At 69.8% G+C, this 14824-nt stretch carries 12 protein-coding genes; 7 read left to right on the top strand and 5 right to left on the bottom strand.

Translation table 11 applies throughout. The features are described 5' to 3' along the window. Positions 1-92 precede the first annotated feature (92 nt). Genes ACFPQ9_RS42710 through ACFPQ9_RS42695 form a run of 4 tightly spaced genes read left to right on the top strand, consistent with a single transcriptional unit; the run spans position 93 to position 4533 of the window. On the top strand, positions 93-2699 hold the full coding sequence (locus ACFPQ9_RS42710; protein WP_380865435.1) for a DUF4118 domain-containing protein: 2607 nt from the start codon (positions 93-95) through the stop codon (positions 2697-2699). After that, positions 2696-3379: a response regulator gene (locus ACFPQ9_RS42705; RefSeq protein ID WP_380865432.1), complete on the top strand. Its 684-nt coding sequence runs from the start codon at positions 2696-2698 to the stop codon at positions 3377-3379. Before ACFPQ9_RS42710 ends, ACFPQ9_RS42705 begins: the two co-directional genes overlap by 4 nt. Positions 3380-3399: 20 nt before the next feature. After that, complete coding sequence (locus ACFPQ9_RS42700) at positions 3400-3798, top strand: OB-fold nucleic acid binding domain-containing protein (RefSeq protein WP_380865429.1); 399 nt, start codon at positions 3400-3402, stop codon at positions 3796-3798. A gap of 3 nt (positions 3799-3801) precedes the next feature. Continuing rightward, positions 3802-4533: a DUF3159 domain-containing protein gene (locus ACFPQ9_RS42695; protein ID WP_380865427.1), complete on the top strand. Its 732-nt coding sequence runs from the start codon at positions 3802-3804 to the stop codon at positions 4531-4533. 64 nt (positions 4534-4597) lie between these two features. On the opposite strand, the gene ACFPQ9_RS42690 is transcribed toward ACFPQ9_RS42695, so the two are convergent. Together ACFPQ9_RS42690 and ACFPQ9_RS42685 are read right to left on the bottom strand one after the other, a co-directional pair. Beyond that, positions 4598-5275, bottom strand: coding sequence for a potassium channel family protein (locus tag ACFPQ9_RS42690; protein ID WP_380865424.1), 678 nt, complete (start codon positions 5273-5275; stop codon positions 4598-4600). Further along, complete coding sequence (locus ACFPQ9_RS42685; protein ID WP_380865421.1) at positions 5275-5946, bottom strand: potassium channel family protein; 672 nt, start codon at positions 5944-5946, stop codon at positions 5275-5277. The genes ACFPQ9_RS42690 and ACFPQ9_RS42685 overlap by 1 nt, the downstream gene beginning before the upstream one ends. 496 nt (positions 5947-6442) lie before the next feature. Here ACFPQ9_RS42685 and ACFPQ9_RS42680 point away from each other — a divergent pair, with 496 nt between their 5' ends. Together ACFPQ9_RS42680 and ACFPQ9_RS42675 are read left to right on the top strand one after the other, a co-directional pair. After that, positions 6443-8491 carry an APC family permease gene (locus ACFPQ9_RS42680; protein WP_380865419.1) on the top strand — a complete coding sequence of 683 codons (2049 nt, stop codon included), beginning with the start codon at positions 6443-6445 and terminating at the stop codon, positions 8489-8491. Between the two features lie 166 nt (positions 8492-8657). Beyond that, positions 8658-9986: a class I SAM-dependent RNA methyltransferase gene (locus ACFPQ9_RS42675; RefSeq protein ID WP_380865416.1), complete on the top strand. Its 1329-nt coding sequence runs from the start codon at positions 8658-8660 to the stop codon at positions 9984-9986. Between the two features lie 71 nt (positions 9987-10057). On the opposite strand, the gene ACFPQ9_RS42670 is transcribed toward ACFPQ9_RS42675, so the two are convergent. The 3 genes from ACFPQ9_RS42670 to ACFPQ9_RS42660 all read right to left on the bottom strand — a co-directional run bounded on the left by ACFPQ9_RS42670 (position 10058) and on the right by ACFPQ9_RS42660 (position 13165). Beyond that, positions 10058-10594 carry a DUF5956 family protein gene (locus ACFPQ9_RS42670; protein WP_380865414.1) on the bottom strand — a complete coding sequence of 179 codons (537 nt, stop codon included), beginning with the start codon at positions 10592-10594 and terminating at the stop codon, positions 10058-10060. A gap of 200 nt (positions 10595-10794) precedes the next feature. Continuing rightward, entirely contained in the window at positions 10795-11589 is a 795-nt protein-coding gene (locus tag ACFPQ9_RS42665; protein WP_380865412.1) for a hypothetical protein, read from the bottom strand. A gap of 499 nt (positions 11590-12088) precedes the next feature. Then, positions 12089-13165: a LuxR C-terminal-related transcriptional regulator gene (locus ACFPQ9_RS42660; protein ID WP_380865409.1), complete on the bottom strand. Its 1077-nt coding sequence runs from the start codon at positions 13163-13165 to the stop codon at positions 12089-12091. A 499-nt stretch (positions 13166-13664) separates the two neighbouring features. On the opposite strand from ACFPQ9_RS42660, the gene ACFPQ9_RS42655 reads away from it, so the two are divergent. After that, on the top strand, positions 13665-14699 hold the full coding sequence (locus ACFPQ9_RS42655; protein WP_380865407.1) for an SGNH/GDSL hydrolase family protein: 1035 nt from the start codon (positions 13665-13667) through the stop codon (positions 14697-14699). Positions 14700-14824 lie beyond the last annotated feature (125 nt).

Genomic DNA, 14824 nt, shown 5'->3' with positions numbered 1-14824 from the left:
CTCCCGCCGCGGCACTCGGCCCCATTTGTCTCGATTGTTGGCCGTAAGGTCGACGCTGCGTAGGCAGCGATGACCGGAACACAATGGGGACCATGGGACGCGGCAAGCTTCGGATCTACCTCGGTGCGGCACCGGGCGTCGGCAAGACGTACGCCATGCTGTCCGAGGCGCACCGGCGTGTGGAGCGGGGCACCGACTGTGTGGTCGCCTTCGTGGAGCACCACGACCGGCCGCGCACCGAGGTGATGCTGCACGGCCTGGAGCAGATCCGGCGCCGACGGCTGGAGTACCGGGGCAGCGCCTTCACCGAGATGGACGTGGACGCCGTCCTGGCCCGGCGCCCGCAGGTCGCCCTCGTCGACGAGCTCGCCCACACCAACATCCCCGGCTCGCGCAACGCCAAGCGCTGGCAGGACGTCGAGGAACTCCTCGCGGCCGGCATCGACGTCATATCGACGGTCAACATCCAGCACCTGGAGTCCCTCGGGGACGTCGTGGAGTCGATCACCGGCGTACGGCAACGGGAGACCGTGCCGGACGAGGTGGTGCGCCGGGCCGACCAGATCGAGCTCGTCGACATGTCGCCCCAGGCGCTCCGGCGGCGCATGGCGCACGGCAACGTCTACCAGCCCGACAAGGTCGACGCGGCCCTGTCGAACTACTTCCGCCCCGGCAACCTGACCGCCCTCCGCGAGCTGGCGCTGCTGTGGGTGGCGGACCGGGTCGACGAGTATCTGAAGCAGTACCGCAGCGATCACCGGGTGTCGAAGATCTGGGGCTCACGGGAGCGGATCGTCGTGGGGCTGACCGGCGGACCGGAGGGCCGGACGCTGATCCGCCGGGCCGCGCGGCTCGCCGAGAAGGGCGCCGGCGGTGAGGTGCTCGCCGTCTACATCGCCCGCAGCGACGGGCTGACGTCCGCCTCACCGAAGGAACTGGCCCTCCAGCGCACCCTCGTCGAGGACCTCGGCGGGACCTTCCACCATGTCGTCGGCGACGACATCCCGGCGGCGCTGCTGGCCTTCGCACGCGGGGCGAACGCCACCCAGATAGTGCTCGGCTCCTCGCGCCGCAAGACCTGGCAGTACGTCTTCGGACCGGGCGTCGGCGTCACGGTGGCCCGCGAGTCCGGCCCCGACCTCGATGTGCACATCGTCACGCACGAGGAGGTCGCCAAGGGACGCGGGCTGCCCGTGGCCCGCGGCGCACGCCTCGGCCGTACCCGGATCCTCGCCGGCTGGCTCGTCGGCGTCGGCGGCCCGGTCCTGCTCACCCTGCTGCTGACCCACATCGACGCCGACCTCGGGCTCGCGAACGACATGCTGCTGTTCCTCACCCTGACGGTGGCGGCGGCCCTGCTCGGCGGGCTCTACCCCGCGCTGGCCTCGGCCGCGGTCTGCTCGCTGCTGCTGAACTGGTTCTTCACCCCACCCCTGCGCCGCATCACGATCGCCGACCCGAAGAACCTGCTGGCGCTGGTGATCTTCATCTTCGTGGCGGTGGCGGTCGCCTCCGTGGTCGATCTGGCGGCCAGGCGCACCCACCAGGCGGCCCGGCTGCGCGCCGAGTCGGAGATCCTGTCCTTCCTCGCCGGCAACGTGCTGCGCGGCGAGACCGGCCTGACGGAGCTGCTGGAGCGGGTCCGCGAGACCTTCGGCATGGAGTCGGCGGCGCTGCTGGAACGGGAGAGCGACGTCGACCCGTGGACCTGCGCGGGCCGGGTGGGCGCGGGAGAGGCACCGGTGCGGCCCGAGGACGCGGACGTCGACGTCCCCGTCGGCGACCACATGGCGCTCGCGCTGACCGGCCGGGTGCTGCCCGCCGAGGACCGCCGCGTCCTCGCCGCCTTCGCCGCGCAGTCCGCCGTCGTACTGGACCGCCAGCGCCTCCAGCGGGAGGCCGACCAGGCCAAGGAACTGGCCGAGGGCAACCGCATCCGTACGGCACTGCTGGCCGCCGTCAGCCACGACCTGCGCACACCCCTCGCCGGCATCAAGGCCGCCGTCTCCTCGCTGCGCTCCGACGACGTGGCCTGGTCCGAGGAGGACGAGGCCGAACTGCTGGAAGGCATAGAGGAGGGTGCCGACCGGCTCGACCACCTGGTCGGGAACCTGCTCGACATGTCCCGCCTGCAGACCGGCACGGTCACCCCGCTGATCAGGGAGATCGACCTCGACGAGGTGGTGCCGATGGCACTGGGCGGAGTGCCCGAGGGCAGCGTCGACCTGGACGTCCCCGAGACACTGCCGATGGTGGCCGTGGACCCCGGGCTGCTGGAGCGGTCGGTTGCCAACCTGGTCGAGAACGCCGTCAAGTACAGCCCGGACGCCGGCCGGGTCCTGGTGTCCGCCAGCGCCATCGCCGACCGGGTCGAGGTCCGGGTGGTCGACCGCGGGCCCGGTGTCCCGGACGAGGCCAAGGAGCGCATCTTCGCCCCCTTCCAGCGCTACGGCGACGCCCCGCGCGGCGCCGGCGTCGGGCTCGGCCTGGCCGTCGCACGCGGCTTCGCCGAGGCCATGGGCGGCACCCTGCACGCCGAGGACACCCCCGGCGGCGGCCTCACCATGGTGCTCAGCCTCAGGGCGGCGGGAGCGCGGTCCGGGGAACCACCCGGCCCCGGCGAGCCCTCTCACGCCACGGGACACCCCCGCTCCGATGAGCCCGTTCACTCCGTACGACCCGAAAGGCAGACCACATGACCCGGGTACTGGTGATCGACGACGAGCCGCAGATCGTGCGCGCCCTCGTGATCAACCTCAAGGCCCGCAAGTACGAGGTCGACGCGGCCCACGACGGGGCCACCGCCCTCGAACTCGCCGCCACCCGACACCCGGACGTGGTCGTCCTGGACCTCGGTCTGCCCGACATGGACGGCGTCGAGGTGATCCGCGGGCTGCGCGGCTGGACCCGGGTGCCGATCCTGGTGCTGTCCGCCCGGCACTCCTCCGACGAGAAGGTCGAGGCCCTCGACGCGGGCGCCGACGACTACGTCACCAAGCCCTTCGGCATGGACGAGCTGCTGGCCCGGCTGCGGGCCGCCGTCCGCCGGGCCGAGCCCACCGGGGGCGGCGAGGACGACGTGATGGTGGAGACCGAGGAATTCACCGTCGACCTCGCCGCGAAGAAGGTCAACCGCGGCGGGAAGGACGTACGGCTCACGCCCACGGAGTGGCATCTGCTGGAGGTGCTGGTCCGCAACACGGGCCGGCTGGTCAGCCAGAAGCAGCTGCTGCAGGAGGTGTGGGGGCCGTCGTACGGGACGGAGACGAACTACCTGCGGGTCTACATGGCCCAGCTGCGCCGGAAGCTGGAGGCGGACCCCTCGCATCCCCAGCACTTCGTCACGGAGCCTGGGATGGGCTATCGGTTCGAGAAGTGATGCCCGGTAGTCTTCAAGACATGACTGCTGTTCCTCGTTCCGAAAAGTCGGTGGGCCGGTTCCGGCGCATGCTCGACCGGCTCTCCTCGTCGCAGGAGGACCTGGAGTCCGAGGAGCTGCGTGAGGACGCCGAGACCACCGGCTGCATCAAGATCTGTGACTGCCATGACCGCCAGATCGTGACGGTTACTGGTACCTTGCGCACGGTCACCCTGCGGCCGCGTGCGGGAGTCCCGGCCCTGGAGGCCGAGCTGTTCGACGGCTCCGCCGCCCTGGACGTGGTGTGGCTCGGCAGACGCTCCATAGTGGGCATAGAGCCCGGGCGCCGGCTGATCGCATCGGGCCGGGTCTCCATGAGCCGGGGCCGCCGTGTGCTGTTCAACCCGAAATACGAACTGAGACCCCTCGGACGGGAGTAGCCGGTGACGTCGCTCGACAAGCCGACCGAAGACACCACCGCAGACGCCGAGCACGACTCCCGGGCGGTGACCGAGGCCGCGCTCTTCGAGGCCTTCGGCGGCATGCGCGGCATGATCGAGACGGTCCTGCCCGGCCTGCTCTTCGTCACCATCTACACGATCAACAAGGATCTGCACCTGTCGGCCATCGCCGCCCTCGCGGTGTCGCTGATCCTGGTGGTCGTGCGCCTGGTGCGGCGCGACACCGTCAAGCACGCCTTCAGCGGCGTCTTCGGCGTCGCCTTCGGTGTCGTGTTCGCGATGATGACCGGCAACGCCAAGGACTTCTACCTGCCCGGCATGCTCTACACGCTGGGGCTGGCGCTCGCGTACATCATCACGACCCTGTGCGGGGTGCCGCTGATCGGCCTGATCCTGGGTCCGGTGTTCAAGGAGAACCTCTCCTGGCGCACCCGCAACCCCGGCCGCAAGAAGGCGTACGCGAAGGCCAGTTACGCCTGGGGCCTGATCCTGCTGGCCAAGTGCGCGATCCTCTTCCCGCTGTACTGGTGGGCCGACACGACGCAGTTCGGCTGGGTGCTGGTCACCCTGAAGATCCCGCCGTTCCTGCTGGCCGTATGGCTGACCTGGGTGTTCCTGGCGAAGGCTCCGGCGCCGATCGACGTGTTCGCGGAGATGGAGGCGGCCGAGAAGGCCGAGAAGGAGCGCCAGGCCGCCGCCGGCCGGGCCGAGTAGTTACGCGTGAGGAAGGGCGCCCCGGAATCCCGGGGCGCCCTTCCTCATGTCTCACGCGGGGCGGCTAGCGCGCCGTGTCCTCGCGGCGGACCGACAGCAGGTCCTCCAGCTGCTCCTCGCGGGCCTGGGCGGCCACGAAGAGAAGCTCGTCGCCCGCCTCCAGGGAGTCCTCGCGGGACGGGGTGAGCACGCGGGTGCCGCGGATGATCGTCACCAGGGACGTGTCCTGCGGCCACTCGACGTCGCCGACCTGGGTGCCGGCCAGCGCCGACTCCTCGGGGAGGGTCAGCTCGACGAGGTTGGCGTCGCCGTGGCTGAAGCGGAGCAGGCGGACCAGATCGCCGACGCTCACCGCCTCCTCGACCAGGGCGGACATCAGACGCGGGGTGGAGACGGCCACGTCCACGCCCCACGACTCGTTGAAGAGCCACTCGTTCTTGGGGTTGTTCACCCGGGCGACGACGCGCGGAACGCCGTACTCCGTCTTCGCCAGCAGGGACACGACCAGGTTGACCTTGTCGTCACCCGTGGCCGCGATCACCACGTTGCAGCGCTGGAGCGCCGCCTCGTCCAGCGACGTGATCTCGCAGGCGTCGGCAAGGAGCCACTCCGCCTGCGGGACCCGCTCGACCGAGATGGCGGTCGGCGCCTTGTCGATCAGCAGGATCTCGTGGCCGTTCTCCAGCAGTTCGCCCGCGATCGAGCGGCCCACCGCGCCGGCACCGGCAATGGCGACCCTCATCAGTGACCGCCCTCCTCTTCGGGACCCTTGGCGAACGCCGCCTCGACCTTGTCGACCTCGTCGGCGCGCATCATGACGTGCACCAGGTCGCCCTCCTGCAGCACCGTCTGCGAACTGGGCAGGATCGCCTCGCCGAGGCGGGTCAGGAACGCCACGCGGACGCCCGTCTCCTCCTGGAGCCGGCTGATCTTGTGGCCCACCCAGTCCGCGGAGGCGTGCACCTCGGCGAGCTGGACGCCACCGGTGGGATCACGCCACAGCGGCTCGGCGCCCGAGGGCAGCAGACGGCGCAGCATCTGGTCCGCCGTCCAGCGGACCGTGGCCACGGTGGGGATGCCCAGGCGCTGGTAGACCTCGGCGCGGCGCGGGTCGTAGATCCGGGCCGCGACGTTCTCCACGCCGAACATCTCGCGGGCCACCCGGGCGGAGATGATGTTGGAGTTGTCGCCGCTGGAGACGGCGGCGAAGGCGCCCGCCTCCTCGATGCCGGCCTCGCGCAGGGTGTCCTGGTCGAAGCCGACGCCGGTGACGCGGCGGCCGCCGAACCCGGGGCCCAGCCGGCGGAACGCGGTGGGGTCCTGGTCGATGACCGCGACCGTGTGCCCTTGTTGCTCCAGGGTCTGGGCCAGAGCGGAACCCACCCTTCCGCAACCCATGATGACGATGTGCACGGCGCTTACCCCGCACTCCTCGTGAGGCGTCTGACTTGCGTGAACGTGGTGCTCATAACCTTCTCTCGGTTCGCCGGGCAACGGGCGCGGGCCGGTCGCGGACCGCTGGGCAACATCATGCCGGGGAATGCCCGGGATGATCCCTCGCGGTACGGATCGTGGACGCGCGTGTGCCTCGGTCCCACCGTAGCCGTCGGCACCGACACGCCGACCGGGGCGTCCCTCCGTGCCCTCAGCGGCGGTTGAAGCTGCGGACGCTGGCCAGCGCCAGGACCCCGAGTCCGGCCAGCGAGACGAGGGCTCCGACGAGCTCAGCTGTCGTCTGCGACATGAGGTCTCCCGGATGTGATGAGCGTACCGACGCAGGTCATGGAGGCATGCGGACGCCATCCGGCTCCGCGCCTGGCACGTGACCGGCCCGGAATTCACCCCCGCGCCGTGCGCGATTTCACCCGGATGTGCTCCGCCCCAGGCCGGGGGCCTACGATTCACTGTTGTGTCCAAACTGACCGACGTGCCCAAGCGGATTCTGATCGGGCGCGCGCTGCGCAGCGATCGGCTGGCGGAAACGCTCCTGCCGAAGCGCATCGCGCTGCCCGTCTTCGCCTCCGACCCGCTGTCCTCCGTGGCGTACGCGCCCGGAGAAGTGCTGCTGGTCCTCTCCATCGCGGGCGTGTCGGCCTACCACTTCAGCCCCTGGATCGCGGTCGCGGTCGTCGTGCTGATGTTCACGGTCGTCGCCTCCTACCGGCAGAACGTGCACGCCTACCCCAGCGGTGGCGGCGACTACGAGGTGGCGACCACCAACCTCGGCCCCAAGGCGGGCCTGACGGTGGCGAGCGCGCTTCTGGTCGACTACGTCCTGACCGTCGCCGTCTCCATCTCCTCCGGCATCGAGAACCTCGGTTCCGCGATCCCGTTCGTCGTCGAGCACAAGGTCGAGTGCGCGGCCGCGGTGATCCTGCTGCTGACGGTGATGAACCTGCGTGGCGTGCGGGAGTCCGGCAGCCTCTTCGCCATCCCGACGTACGTCTTCGTCACGGGCGTCTTCATCATGATCGCCTGGGGTGCGTTCCGCGGCCTCGTCCTGGACGACACCATGCGGGCACCCACGGCGTCGTACGAGATCAAGCCGGAGCACGAGGGGCTGGCGGGCTTCGCCATGGTCTTCCTCCTCCTGCGCGCGTTCTCCTCCGGCTGTGCGGCGCTGACCGGCGTCGAGGCGATCTCCAACGGCGTCCCGGCCTTCCGCAAGCCCAAGTCGAAGAACGCCGCCACCACGCTGGCGATGATGGGCCTGCTGGCCGTCACCATGTTCTGCGGCATCATCGGGCTCGCCATGGCGACCAAGGTCCGGATGGCCGAGAACCCGGCCGTGGACCTGATCAAGGACGGTGTCGCGGTCGGCTCCGGCTATGTCCAGAACCCGGTCATCACCCAGGTGGCGGAAGCCGTCTTCGGCAAGGGCAGCTTCTTCTTCATCGTGCTCGCGGCGGCTACGGCCCTGGTGCTGTTCCTGGCCGCGAACACCGCCTACAACGGCTTCCCGGTGCTCGGCTCGATCCTCGCCCAGGACCGCTATCTGCCGCGCCAGCTGCACACCCGCGGCGACCGGCTCGCCTTCTCCAACGGCATCGTGCTCCTCGCCGGCGCGGCAGCGCTCCTGGTGTGGATCTACGGCGCCGACTCCACCCGCCTGATCCAGCTCTACATCGTCGGTGTGTTCGTGTCCTTCACGCTGAGCCAGATCGGCATGGTCCGGCACTGGAACCGCCTGCTCGCCACGGAGAAGGACCAGGCCAAGCGGCGTCACATGGTCCGCTCCCGCGCGATCAACACCTTCGGTGCCTTCTTCACCGGGCTCGTCCTGGTCGTCGTCCTGGTCACCAAGTTCACGCACGGCGCCTGGGTCGCCCTGCTCGGCATGGTGATCTTCTACGTGACGATGACGGCCATCCGCCGCCACTACGACCATGTCTCCGAGGAACTCTCCGCCCCCGAGGGCCCCAGCGACGACAGCGTCCGGCCCTCCCGGGTGCACTCCGTCGTCCTGGTCTCCAAGATCCACCGGCCCGCGCTGCGCGCCCTGGCCTACGCCAAGCTGCTGCGCTCGGACACCCTGGAGGCGCTCAGCGTCAACGTCGACCCGGCGGAGACCAAGGCGCTGCGCGAGGAGTGGGAGCGGCGGGGCATCGAGGTACCGCTGAAGGTGCTCGACTCGCCCTACCGCGAGATCACGCGGCCGATCATCGAGTACGTGAAGAGCCTGCGGAAGGAGTCTCCGCGCGATGCCGTCTCGGTGATCATCCCCGAGTACGTGGTCGGCCACTGGTACGAGCATCTGCTGCACAACCAGAGCGCGCTGAGGCTGAAGGGCCGGCTGCTGTTCACGCCCGGCATCATGGTCACCTCGGTGCCCTATCAGCTCCAGTCCTCCGAGGCGGCGAAGGTCCGCGCCCGCAAGCGCGGGGAGTGGAACGCGCCCGGTGCGGTGCGACGGGGCCCGGCACAGGAGCGGGCGAAGGAGACCGAAGCCCGTCAGTGACGGGGGCGCCGACTCGGGCGGGGCGGCGGTCGTGGGGCCGGGGGCTCCGACTCGGGCGGGGCGCGGTCGTGGGGCCGGGAGCACGTAGACTGGTGGGCTGTTGTCAGGCCCCCCGGAGACGGCTGGTTGCGGGCCGTACCCTTTCCCGATCTGGAGTCACCCCACCATGCAGGCAGAAGAGAAGAAGTCGCTGGTGGGGGAGGAGTACGAGGTCGAGATCGGCCCCGTAGCCCACGGTGGGCACTGCATCGCCCGCACCGACGCCGGCCAGGTGCTGTTCGTACGGCACACGCTGCCCGGCGAGCGGGTGGTGGCCCGGGTGACCGAGGGCGAGGAGGGCGACCGCTTCCTGCGCGCGGACGCCGTGGAGATCCTCACGGCCGCCAAGGACCGCATCGAGGCACCCTGCCCCTTCGCCGGCCCCGGCCGCTGCGGCGGCTGCGACTGGCAGCACGCCAAGCCGGGGGCCCAGCGCCGGCTGAAGGGCGAGGTCGTCGCCGAGCAGCTGCAGCGGCTCGCCGGACTGACGCCGCAGGACGTCGGCTGGGACGGCACGGTGATGCCGGCCGAGGGCGACAAGCTGCCCGCGGGACAGGTGCCGCAGTGGCGCACGCGCGTGCAGTACGCCGTCGACGCCGAGGGCCGTGCGGGTCTGCGCAGGCACCGCTCGCACGAGGTCGAGCCGGTGGACCACTGCATGATCGCCGCCGAGGGCGTCAGCGAACTGGGCATCGAGAAGCGGGACTGGACCGGCATGGCGTCGGTGGAGGCGATCGCGGCGACGGGTTCGCAGGACCGCCAGGTGATCCTGACGCCGCGGCCGGGCGCGCGGCTTCCGATCGTGGAGCTGGACCGCCCGGTGTCGGTGATGCGGGTCGGCGAGAAGGACGGCGGCACCCACCGAGTCCACGGCCGCCCCTTCGTCCGCGAGCGCGCGGACGGCCGTACCTACCGGGTCGGCAGCGGCGGCTTCTGGCAGGTCCACCCGAAGGCCGCGGACACCCTGGTGACCGCGGTCATGCAGGGCCTGCTGCCGCGCAAGGGCGAGATGGCGCTGGACCTGTACTGCGGCGTGGGGCTGTTCGCCGGCGCCCTCGCCGACCGCCTCGGCGACAAGGGCGCCGTCCTCGGCATCGAGTCGGGCAAGCGCGCGGTGGAGGACGCCCGGCACAACCTGGCCGGCTTCGAGCGCGTCCGCATCGAACAGGGCAAGGTCGAGTCGGTCCTGCCGCGCACCGGCATCACCGAGGTCGACCTGATCGTCCTGGACCCGCCGCGGGCGGGGGCGGGCCGGAAGACGGTCGAGCACCTGGCGTCACTGGGCGCCCGCCGAATCGCCTACGTCGCCTGCGACCCGGCGGCGCTGGCGCGTGACTTGGGGTACTTCCGGGACGGGGGGTATCGGGTGCGGATGCTGCGGGCGTTCGATCTGTTTCCGATGACGCATCACGTGGAGTGCGTGGCGATCCTGGAGCCGGCGGCGAAGGGCTCCTGAGCCGATGGGTTGCGGCGACGCCGCCGCCGTGCCAGGTCCGTCCTGCCGCAGCTGGGCACCTGCGCAGGAGGTCACAACGGGCCGGAATCGAGGGCAGCGTAGGTGTCGGGATCGTAGAAGCGGGTCACGGCCGGTGCGATGGCCGCGGCGATTTCGTCGGCGCCGGGGGCCCGTGTCGGCAGGCGCCTCTCCCGCTGGGAGATGTCCTGCCACAGGGCGGTCAGCGGGCGGTGCGCGGGGACCTCGATGAACCAGGTGAAGCCGCGTGGACGGGGCGGGATCCCGGCCTCCGCGAGATAGCTGTTCACGGCTTCCTCGATGATGTCCTGGTCGTCCGTGGTGCGCGGTTCGGCGTGGGTGCGATCGGCTGCGTCGGGGGCGGCGAAGCGAGTGCGGACGGTGTGCCAGTCCGGTTGGTCCCGTACGCGCACCGCATGATCAGGGCCCGCGTACCAACAGACGACCATGTGCCAGCCGGAGTCCCCGATTCTTTCGTAGCGGCGGCCGGAGCGGTGGAGGGTGACGGGCGCCGGGGCGATGGCCAGCGCGCGCGGATCCGGAGGGGCTGCGAGCGGGAAGTCCGGCCAGGTGTAGGGCGGTTGGTGCACTGTGGTCCCTTCCGTACTCGCGATGCCGCGCCTGGTGACGGCGGGCGGCCGACCGAGGGTCGGCCACCCGTCCGCCGCGTCGGGATGACCGGCTCCCGCACGTTCCCGCCCGCCTCGTCCTGCTCATCGTGCCGCGCGGTCCGGGAGCATCGGTCTCCCGCCAGGAACGGCGGTATTGCTCACCCGTCATTCGTCACTGCTCACTCGTCGGGAAAATAGCAGTTGTCGTCCGAGGTTCCGTAGCAGTTGAAGTACGGGGTCTCGAAGAGCGTGCCGCTCAATGGCGGACGCCCCGTGGGTACCCAGCTCGCGGCGAGCTCGTGGTAGTACTCGTTGGAGTTCTCGAGCCAGGCGCCGCGCTTCTCGCCGCTGGACCAGCGCGCTCCCGGTGTCGAGAGGAATGCTCCGCCCATCACGTCGGTGCCGCACTCGTTGTCCGGCCACAGGGATTCTTCCTCCCAGCAGACGGTCCGCACGTCAGGGAAGTACAGAGCCGGCCCCTCGTCGTGGATCAGTGACGTCGTGAGGCGCGGCTGGCGTCCGTTGAGGTTGTTGCGCAGGACGGCGTCGAAGGTGCCGACGTTCTCGGAGCCGTAGCCGTACCAGATGTTCGCCTTGGTCTCCCGGATGTAGTCATTGACCAACCGGGAGCACAGACCGACGGGTTCGCACCAGCTGTCGTCGTCGGCGTTCGGAGCGACGGTGAGGCTCGGCTTCTGGGGCTTGTTGCCCTTGGCCAGGTGCTCGACCTTGCCGTTGGCGTACAGATCGGAACCCACACAGGCCCAGGCCCGCAGGGCTCGGCGGTGTGCGGTGTCCACACATTCCTTTGTCGCCCCCTTGGGTACGGACGTGAGCCGTGTGTCGGCGCTGTCGCTGGGGACGCGATCGGTGCCGTCGTCGGAGACGGGCGCCGCGTGAGCCGTGCCCGTCGTGGTGACGGCAAGCAGGAGCGCTCCCAGAATCGATGCGGCCGCGGTGGCGGGTTTACGCATGTTCCTCCCTTCGTCATGTGACGTCAGCGTGTTGAGGTGGCTGGTCTGTGCCATGGGGCATCAGGGCACGAAGGTTCGGGCGTACACCTGAGGACGCTAGTGGCGCACGGGAACGCGCTGCACGGTCAATTTCTGCCATAAAGCGCTAGTTGAGGAAGTTAGGGCGCCGTTTGTGACCTTTTGATGGAACCGTGTGCTCACAAGTCGGCATCCGGCGTGGCGAGTTCATCGATGACGCGATGACACCACCACTGAACCCGCCATCAGATGGCTCGATCTCACCAAAGACGGCAAGCCAGGCCGCAAGCGCCGTAATCGGTGGAGATGCGCGCCAAACGTGAAGTTGCCCAGGCGCTGCGGATCCGCCGAATCGCCCGCCGAGGCTCTGGCCCGCAGGGGTGACGACCTGATGCGGAATGCACTGCGACCGGGCCTCGCATCATCGTCACCGAACGGCCGGATCCGTTACCGTTCGCCACCACCTCCGGGGCACGTTCACTCAGTCGACGTCTCCATAGGACGCTCCGACCGTGTCCGCGGAGGTATGGGGAGCCACGCCCCGTTCGCGGATGCGGCGGGAGTGCAGCAGGTAGCCGAGGTGCAGCCGGTTCTTGGCGCCCAGCCTTCGCATGATGTCGGAGATGTGACGCTGGCAGGTACGGAGTGAGATGCCGAGCCGCCGCGCGATGACCTTGTCCTCGAGCCCCTCGACCAGAAGCTGGGCGATCGCCGTCTTGGTGTCGTCCAGAGTCCGGTCGACGATCGCGGGGTCGTACTCGGGCGCGAAGGGGGTGGCTCGGCTCCATGCCTGTTCGAACGTGGTTCGCATGAAGTCGATCATGTGCGGGTCCCGCACGATCAACGCCCCGCAACGGTCGTCACGCAGGGAAGTGACCGCCACTTCGCCGTCGAAGAGCAGCAGTCTCATGAATCCGTCGCTCTGGGTGCGGACCTCCGCTCCCAGAGCGGTGACATGCCGTACGAACTCCGTGGTGACGGTGTTGAACCGGGCGGGGTGCTGGTAGAGCGTGCGCAGCCGGACACCTCGGCCGAGTAACTCGTCAGTGCGCTCCAGCGATTCCTTGAGGGTCTCCGCCGACCGTGCTCCGCCCGGCTGCGCGGTGATCACCTCTTCGGCGGCCTCCGCGGCCAGCTGCGTGATGGTCCGCCGTACCGAGTCGAGGTCTCGGACGACTTCCAGGGGGCTGGTCCTGGCAGCGTGGAGGGAGGCGCTCTCGTAGACCTGCGAGAGCTCGGAGAACACTTCCCGGATGGCGTCCACTTCGCGTCGGCGGCGGTTCAGTTCGCGGACGATCGGCCAGACCAGCTGCATTCTGGCGCTGTCCGGTGGGAGCGCCCGCAGTGTGCCTGCCCGTTGCGACGACTCGCACAGCAACTTGAGGGTCGTCAGCCTGTCGACGGCCTGGTCCAGACGGTCGGCGGACAGATTCGTCCCTCTGCGTACGTCGTCGGGCGAGGCACCGTCCTGGACTTCGGCCAGGAACTGGTAGACGAGCCGCGCCTCGTCGCTCAGAGTGGGCCGTCCCCCAGTGTCGGGCAGGCCGGGTATCTCCACGCCAAACACCCCCGTGTCCAAGCCATGCGTGAGAACCACACCGGGCGGTCGGGGGCCGACCGGGCCGATCTCATGAAAGGGCGCCGGATCGAGACCCCGAGTGACCTGATCCTCCCTGTTCCAGGTCGAGTTGGAGGACGCCAGGTGTCGGGCAAGTATCGCATGCACGGGTGAGAGTTCCCTGTGTCCGCGAACCGCTCCGGGCCGGTGGCACTGTGGGCCGACGCCCTTCCCACCCCCCGCGGATTCGTGCCAGGCGCAGACACGACACCCCGTGCCTGTATACCCCCAATGCGTTGTCGTCCAGGCTCATTACGGTGACCCGTTCCTTGGAGACGTGGAGTTCACATGGTTCTGACCAGGCGATGTCCGGCTTCGACGATGCCGTGCCCCCTGTCCTGCGGCCCGTCGGCCTTCGGTCGGTCCGACGACGATCTGGGCTGGGGAGACTGACCGTCCCCCAGGCCCCGGCAACCGCTCGCTGACAGGAGCTCTTTTCGTGACCGCAAAGCGCTATGCGCTTACCCCGCAGATGGCCCGGTACGACGACTTCGTCGACCGTGGGGAGACCCGCTGGGTGCCCTATCTGATGTACCACCACCGCGCCGACTACCGGTCCGACGTGGTGAACACCGATCGCCTGGGATTCCGGCTCTCCCATGGACCGGCCGGCACCGCGTCCGTCGTCGACGCGCCGACCGGGGGCCCGGTCAACCTGCTGGCCGGCAGTTCCACCGCCTTCGGCGTGGGAGCCGCGAGCGACGCCGCCGCGATCCCGTCCCGGCTGTGGACGCGGTACGCGACCTCGGCCCCCTGGCTGAACCTCGGCGTTCGCGGCTACTGCTCCACCCAGGAGATGATGCTCTACCTGCTGCACCGGGAGATGCTGCCCCCGGTCGGCCACATCGTCATCCTGTCCGGGCTGAACAACCTCGCGCTGGCCGGGCTCCCGCGGTCGTTGCAGGGCGACTACGGCGCGTTCTTCTTCTCCGGCGAGTACTACCAGCAGATGGAGGAACTGCGCGCCCGGCACCGCAAGCCCCGGCGCGCGGGCCGCTTCGGCCTGGGCGAACGCAAGGCCGCCGCTCAGCCGCCGACCGCCGACGAGACGCCGGTCGGCCTCGATGAGCGCCTGGCGGTCGCCGTCGAACGCACCGCGCTCGACCTGGAGCGCTGGAAGCTGCTGGCCGCCGCGTCGGGCACTCGGATCTCCTTTGCGCTGCAGCCACTTGCCACGTGGGTCCGCGAGGCACCCGCGCCCGAGGAGACGGAACTCTTCGCGGAGCTGGACCGCAAGGAGTCCACCTTCTGGCAGCTCTTCGGGGACATCGCCCCCGCCGAGGTCGGCCGCCGCTACGCCGAGGGCATCGCGCAGGCGTGCGCGAAGAGCGATGTGGCCTTCCTGGATCTCAACCCGCTGGTGGCGCAGGCCGCGGCCCCCGGGCAGTGGCTGTTCGTGGACCGCGCGCACTTCACCGACGACGGTTACGACCTCGTCTCCCGGCTGTTGGCCACGGGCCTCGGCCTGTCCTGACCACGCCCGCAGACGACCCACATCGCACTCGATCCACATCGCACTCGATCCCCTGAAGGGAGCCCCCATGTCACTGCTGCGCAAGCTGTTCGGACTCTTCCGGCGCAAGCGGAAACCCAAGGACG

Origin of the sequence: Streptomyces coerulescens (assembly GCF_042657965.1) — a bacterium.
In the GTDB taxonomy this organism is placed as follows: Bacteria; Actinomycetota; Actinomycetes; order Streptomycetales; family Streptomycetaceae; genus Streptomyces; species Streptomyces coerulescens.
Note: the sequence above shows the minus strand (reverse complement) of the source record. Positions and strands in the feature narration are given on the sequence as shown.

Bases quoted from the DNA above. Each gene is read 5' to 3' on its own strand.
- ACFPQ9_RS42675 (WP_380865416.1), top strand. From the start codon at position 8,658: ATGCAGGCAGAAGAGAAGAAGTCGCTGGTGGGGGAGGAGTACGAGGTC.
- ACFPQ9_RS42665 (WP_380865412.1), bottom strand. From the start codon at position 11,589: ATGCGTAAACCCGCCACCGCGGCCGCATCGATTCTGGGAGCGCTCCTG.
- ACFPQ9_RS42710 (WP_380865435.1), top strand. From the start codon at position 93: ATGGGACGCGGCAAGCTTCGGATCTACCTCGGTGCGGCACCGGGCGTC.
- ACFPQ9_RS42705 (WP_380865432.1), top strand. From the start codon at position 2,696: ATGACCCGGGTACTGGTGATCGACGACGAGCCGCAGATCGTGCGCGCC.
- ACFPQ9_RS42700 (WP_380865429.1), top strand. From the start codon at position 3,400: ATGACTGCTGTTCCTCGTTCCGAAAAGTCGGTGGGCCGGTTCCGGCGC.
- ACFPQ9_RS42690 (WP_380865424.1), bottom strand. From the start codon at position 5,275: ATGAGGGTCGCCATTGCCGGTGCCGGCGCGGTGGGCCGCTCGATCGCG.